Origin of the sequence: Nocardioides sp. (genome assembly GCF_047606145.1) — a bacterium.
In the GTDB taxonomy this organism is placed as follows: Bacteria; Actinomycetota; Actinomycetes; order Propionibacteriales; family Nocardioidaceae; genus Nocardioides.
Map to the genome: position 1 here is coordinate 1 of NZ_JASGET010000071.1, position 6180 is coordinate 6180.

The window sequence follows — 6180 nt, forward strand, 5'->3', positions numbered from 1 at the left end:
CCGCGGTGGCGGCGTCGACCGGCGGCGCGGCCACGTGCCGCCGGGGAAGCAGCGTGCCCGCGAGCACTGCCGCCAGGGCCAGCAGAGACCCGGAGACGACGAAGCCGCGCGCGTAGCCGGCGGTGAGGGCGGCGGCCGGGCTGCCGGAGTGATGGCGGGTCACGCCTCCGGCGATGGTGACCAGGACGGCGAGGCCGATGCTGCCGCCGATCTGGCGCGAGGCGTTGAGGATGCCGGAGGCCAGTCCCGCCTCGTGTGCGGCGATGCCGGCGGTGGCGGCGGCGGTGTTGGCGACCAGGCAGGCGCCGAGCCCGCCGCTGGCGACCAGTGAGGGGCCGAGGATGTCACCGACGAAGCTGCCGCCGGGGCTGATGGCGCCGAACCAGGCGACGCCGACGGCCGCCAGGGCGAGCCCGACCGTGACCGGCCACCACGGGCCGCGTTCGCGAGAGATCCGGGCGCCCAGGATGGATCCGACGACGGTGCCGAGGCTGAACGGGACGAACGAGAGCCCGGTCTGGATCGGGGAGTAGCCGAGCACGTTCTGGAGGTAGAGCGAGGCGAAGTAGAAGGCACCGAACTGGGCCAGCGCGATCAGGAAGACCACGGCCGAGGAGACCGCGACGGTGCGCGTGGCCAGCAGGCCGAGCCGGACCAGGGGCTCCCGGACCCGGGACTCGACGGCGAGGAAGGCGAGGGCCAGCGCGGCGGCCGCGACCAGGAGCCCGATCGTGGAGGCGGAGCCCCACGGGTGGGTGTCGGTGCGGACCACGGCATAGACCAGGAGGGTGGTGGCCGCGGTGATCAGGAGGGCGCCGGCCAGGTCGAGCCTGGGACGCGCTCGGGGGACGTCGCGGACGGCGGCGAGCGTCAGCGGCACCGCGACGGCGGCGATGGGCATGTTGACGAACAGCACCCAGCGCCAGTCGAGCCACTCGGTCAGCACGCCGCCCAGCAGGACGCCCACCGCGCCGCCCATGCCGGCCACCGCGCCCCAGATGCCGACCGCGCGGTGCCGGGCCGGGCCCTCGGGGAAGGTGGTGGTGATGATGGTCAGACTGACCGGCAGCAGCAGTGCCCCCGCCACTCCCTGCAGCGCGCGGGCGCCGATCAGCTCGCCGGGGTTCTGCGCCAACCCGCCGGCCAGCGAGGTGAGCGCGAACAGGATCAGGCCGGTCAGCGCGGCCTTGCGTTGCCCGATCAGGTCGGCGAGGCGTCCGCCGAGCAGCAACAGCCCGCCGAAGGTGATGGTGTAGGCGTTGACCACCCAGGGCAGGTCCGCGGGCGCGAAGCCGAGCGAGGTGCGGATGGAGGGCAGCGCGACGTTGACCACCGTGACGTCCAGCACGACCATCAACTGGGTCAGACACACCACCGTCAGCACCAGGCCGGGGTGGGCGCTCTTGTTCTCGTCGACGGTGGTGGTCATCGGGGGCTTCCCTCTCTTGGACAACGTACAAAAAGGTAAGGCTTACCTAACAAATCGTCAAGAGTCGGTCGTCTCCCGAGCCCCTCCGAGGCGGCGCGGGCCTCGGCGCGAGACCTCGTGTGGCACCGTTGTCCAGGTGGTCGGACGTCGAGCTCCCGTCACCCGAGAGCGCGTGGTCGATGCCGCGCTGGCGTTGACGCGAGAGCGGGGGATCGACGGCTGGAGCCTGCGCGACCTGGCGGCCGAGCTGCGGACCTGGCCGAACGGCATCGCGCATCACGTGGGGACCCGGGAGCAGGTCTGTCAGGGGGTCGTCGACGCGGTCGTCCGCCAGATGACCAATCCGCCGGCCGAGCTGGGTTGGCGGGAGTGGTTCCGCACGTTCCTGGGTCAGGGCCGCGAGGTGCTGCGTCGCTACCCGGGCGTCGCGCGTCGGCTGTGCCGGGACGGTCCGGCGGTTCCGGCGGCCATGCCGATCATGGAGCGCGGCGTCGGCCTGCTCGTCGAGGCCGGGTTCGGCTCGGACGCGCTGCGCGCCTACTCGGTGCTGCTCGACTCCGCCGTCCTGCTCGTCGCTCTGGCCGACGATCGCCGGGCTGCCGGTGGTGAGCTGGGGGCGGCGGCCGACCGACTCCGCGACGTGGTCCCCGATCGTGCGGCGGCGCCGGCGTGGGACGCCGTACACGGCTATCTCGCCGAATGGCGGGCGGATGCCGACGGCGCGTTCGACGCGCTGTTCGACTACACCGTCGACACCGTCCTGGCCGGGCTGCGACCCCCGCCGGCCGCCAGGCCTCGGTGATCCGACCGGACGCCGTCGGCCGCGCCACGACACGCCCGGGATCACCGTCGGGCTCGGATCCGTGCCGGGTTGCACTCCGCGCGCCTGGCGCATGCGTGCGCGCACTCGGGCGAGGTCGCGGGGGCGGGGCTATGCACGACATTCAATTAAGTCGAGTAAGTTTATTGACTATCCTGGAATGAACGAGCCCCGTGACGCATCCCAGGAGACACCCATGGCCTTCGAGTTCCTCTGGTACATCCCCAACACCGTCGAGCCCGGTCACCGTGGCGACACCACCGTCGAGCGGTGGGGCACGCTCGACTTCAGCACCGAGCAGGCCCTGCTGTGCGAGCAGCACGGGTGGGGCGGCGCGTTGATCGGGACCGGCTGGGGTCGCCCGGACACGTTCACGGTGGCGGCCTCGATCGCGGCGCGCACCACCACCTTCAGCCCGCTGGTGGCGATCCGGCCCGGCTACTGGCAGCCGGCGCACTTCGCCAGCTCGGCGGCGACCCTGGACCAGCTCAGTGGCGGCAGGCTCAAGATCAACGTCGTCAGCGGTCAGGACGATCTGGCGGCGTACGGCGACCATGAGGGCGACCAGGCCGAGCGCTACGCCCGGACCAAGGAGTTCATGCGGATCGCGCGCCGGCTGTGGACCGAGGACGAGGTCACCTTCGCCGGAGAGCACTTCGCGGTCACCGGCTCCCACCTCTCGCCGCGGCCCCATCAACCGGGCGGGCCCCGGCTGTACTTCGGCGGTGCCTCGGCGGCCGCCGAGCGGGTCGCGGCCACCGAGGCGGACGTCCAGCTCTTCTGGGGTGAGCCGCTGGCCGGAATAGCCGAGCGCATCGACCGGCTCACCCGACTCAGCGTCGATCTCGACCGCGACCTCGCCCCGCTGGAGTTCGGCCTGCGGATCACGACCCTGGTCCGCGAGACCACCGACCAGGCCTGGCACGACGCCGAGGCGCGGGTCGCGCGGATGGCGCACGCCGCCGGAGACGTCGCCGGTCGCCGGGCGGAGCGCCACCGCGGACCCGCGGTCGGTCAGCAGCGACTGCTCGACCTCGCCGCTCGAGGCGACGTGCTCGACTCCTGCCTGTACACCGCCCCGGGACGGTACGGCGGCGGTGGCGCCGGCACCACCTGGCTGGTCGGGTCGCCCACCGACGTGGCCGCGGCGCTGCGTCGGTACGCCGACCTCGGTGTCACCCACTTCGTCCTCTCCGACACGCCGTACAAGCAAGAGATCGCGCGGGTCGGCGACTCCCTGATCGGGCTCCTGCGCGAGCCGGTCGCGATCTAGGCCTCGCGGAGCCGTGACCTCCTCGCCGTGGAGCGGAGTGCGCACCCGCCGGTCCGATCTCGATGTCCGTCGCAGCCGCAAGGCCGCGCGGTCGGTCAACGCGGTCCTGGCCGCCGTGCTGGACCGTGGTCCGGTCGCCCGCAGCAACGTGGCACGTCTGACCGGCCTCTCGCCGGCCTCGGTCAGCATGGCCGGCGCCCAGCTGATCGGGGCCGGCCTGCTGCGGGAGGCCCCCGAGGCCGCCGATCCGCCGGGGATCGGCAGACCGCACGTGCCGTTGGAGATCGACACCGAGCGGATCGCGGTGGTGGGCGCCCACATCGCGGTCGGGTCGATCCGGGTCGGCCTGCTCGATCTGCGGGGCCGGGTGATCGCCCAGCGTCGCCTGCGTCACCGGGACGGCTCGCCGCAGGCGATCCTGGGAGACATCGCCGCCCTGACTCGGGAGCTGGTGGCCGGGCACGGTGATCGTCGGGTGCTCGGTCTCGGCGTCGCAACCGGTGGCTGGGTGGATCCGGGCGCCGGCGTGGTCGTCGAGCACGCCCGCCTCGGCTGGCGCGACGTGCCGGTGGCCTCGCGACTGGCGACCTCGACCGGGATGGCGGTCGGCGTCGACAGTCATGCCCGGGCGCTGCTGTGTGCCGAGCGTTGGCTCGGCAGCCATCCCGAGCGTGTCCGCGCGAGCGTGGTCCATCTCTTCGTCGGGGGAGTGGTCGACGTGGCGTTCGGCGTACGGGGCAGGGTGCAGCAGGGACCGCGCTCGGCCGCGGGCACGGTCTCGCATCTGCCTGTCGAGGGCAGCACGGCGACCTGCCCCTGTGGTCGCGTCGGCTGCCTGGAGGCGACCGTCTCCTCGGGGGCGGTCGCCGAGGAGGCCCATCGGCGGGGGTTGATCGCCTCGCCGGCGTACGACGACCTGATGGCGGCGGCGGATCGGGGCGACCCCGAGATCGCGGCGATGCTGCGCGCCCGCGCCCGCCAGGTCGGCCGGGCGTCCGCGGTCCTGCTCGATCTCTTCGACCCGGACATCTTGATGGTCACCGCTCGGGGACTGGCCGAACGGCACGACTGCATGGACCAGCTGCGCGCCGAGGTGGCGCGAAGGTCGCTCACGCGGGCGGATCCCGGGGTCTCGGTGGCCGGCTCGAGCTTTCCGCGGTCCTATCTGCTGGTGGCCGGTGGCGCGGTCGTCCTGGAGCGCGTGCTCGCGGCCCCGCTGCGCGTCAGCGCGGCGGTCCCCCGCGCGTCCTGACCCCGGCCGATGGCGGGTTCGTTATTTAAGTTCCGTGCAAGGTTGTCTTGTAACTCTAGTTACTTACTATTAATTAGTGACTCATGGTTGGGACGCTGTCCCTGTTCCTCACCACCGTCGCACTCCGTGCCCCGCGATGAAAGGTCCCCGATGACCATCGACCACCATCGCTCGCCCGTTGGGCGAGCGCGAGTGTCAGTCTCCTCCGCCGAGACCGGGAGCGCCGCGAACGCGGCGGGTGGGCGCCGGACCCGCTCCTGGATCGCCGTCCCGGCACTCGCCGCGCTCGTGCTTCCGGGTGTGGCGGCCTGCGGTTCGAGCGGATCCGATGGTGCGCAACTCGCGCTGACGGCGGCGCTGCCCGACAAGGTCCCGTCCGGCACCGTGCTTCGCCTCGGCGATCCGTCGGTCCAGGCCGCGCTGAAGGCATCCGGTCTGCAGCAGGAGCTCGACGACCAGGGGGTGGACATCCAGTACGCCAACCTGAGCGGTGGCCCGGAGACGATCGAGGCCTTCCGCGCCGACAAGCTCGACTGCGGGTCCGTCGCCGACATCCCGTCGCTGTTCGCCGCCTGGACCGGTACGTCGACGAAGATCGTCTTCGAATCGGTGACCATCGACCCGCTCAAGCACCCGATCTACCAGCTCGGGATCGCGCCGGGGGTCTCGGTGCGCAGGCTTGCGGATCTCAAGGGCAAGAAGATCGCCTACAGCCCCGGACAGGCCCAGGGGGCGCTCGTCCTGAGGGTGCTGAAGCAGGCCGGGCTCACCAAGGACGACGTGAAGCTCGTCGAGATGACCAGCACCGAGGACTCCTATGTCACGGCACTGGGCAGCAAGGCCGTCGACGTCGCTCCGCTCGGTGGCGCGTTGATACCGGAGTACGCCGCCAAGTACCCCGGCGGGTCCACGATCTACACCGGCATTCGCGACGACGCCTCCACGCTCTACTGCCTGACCAGCTCGGTCCAGGACGCCGGCAAGGCCGCCGCGCTGAAGAAGTACGTCGTCGCCCGGACCAAGGCGCTGCTGTGGGAGAACGCGCACCCCGATGAGTACGCCAAGGCCTACTACCAGGATGTCGAGGGGCTCGACGAGGCCGACGCCAAGACGACACTCGAGCAGGACGGCACGCGTGGGATCCCGGCGAACTGGGACAACGCGATCGACCGTCTCCAGGAGACGGCCGACCTGCTCTCGACCGAGCAGGGTCACGACAAGCTCGACGTCGCCACCATCGTCGACCGCCGGTTCGAGAAGATCGAGGCCAAGGCGGCAGCTGGCGACGTCGTGAGAGGAGACGCCTCATGACCGCCACCACCGCCACCGAACTCGGCGCGACCGGCGTCGCGGCGCCGGCCGGCACCGGCACCACCGCGGACCGACGGCCGCTGCGGCGGCGCCTC

5 protein-coding genes are annotated in these 6180 nt (G+C 72.0%); 4 read left to right on the top strand and 1 reads right to left on the bottom strand.

What is annotated here, in order from left to right; translation table 11 throughout:
• A partial coding sequence (locus tag QM638_RS09085; protein ID WP_415141641.1) for an MFS transporter occupies window positions 1–1429 on the bottom strand: 1429 nt, incomplete at its 3' end.
• Window positions 1430–1565: 136 nt separating this feature from the next.
• Between QM638_RS09085 and QM638_RS09090 the strand changes: the two genes are divergently transcribed.
• The 4 genes from QM638_RS09090 to QM638_RS09105 all read left to right on the top strand — a co-directional run bounded on the left by QM638_RS09090 (window position 1566) and on the right by QM638_RS09105 (window position 6085).
• Window positions 1566–2231 carry a TetR/AcrR family transcriptional regulator gene (locus QM638_RS09090; RefSeq protein ID WP_415141642.1) on the top strand — a complete coding sequence of 222 codons (666 nt, stop codon included), beginning with the start codon at window positions 1566–1568 and terminating at the stop codon, window positions 2229–2231.
• A gap of 214 nt (window positions 2232–2445) precedes the next feature.
• Entirely contained in the window at window positions 2446–3522 is a 1077-nt protein-coding gene (locus QM638_RS09095) for an LLM class flavin-dependent oxidoreductase (protein ID WP_415141643.1), read from the top strand.
• A 13-nt stretch (window positions 3523–3535) separates the two neighbouring features.
• Complete coding sequence (locus QM638_RS09100) at window positions 3536–4774, top strand: ROK family protein (protein ID WP_415141644.1); 1239 nt, start codon at window positions 3536–3538, stop codon at window positions 4772–4774.
• 192 nt (window positions 4775–4966) lie between these two features.
• Window positions 4967–6085 carry an ABC transporter substrate-binding protein gene (locus QM638_RS09105; RefSeq protein WP_415141645.1) on the top strand — a complete coding sequence of 373 codons (1119 nt, stop codon included), beginning with the start codon at window positions 4967–4969 and terminating at the stop codon, window positions 6083–6085.
• Window positions 6086–6180: the final 95 nt, after the last annotated feature.

Bases quoted from the DNA above. Each gene is read 5' to 3' on its own strand.
- QM638_RS09095 (WP_415141643.1), top strand. From the start codon at position 2,446: ATGGCCTTCGAGTTCCTCTGGTACATCCCCAACACCGTCGAGCCCGGT.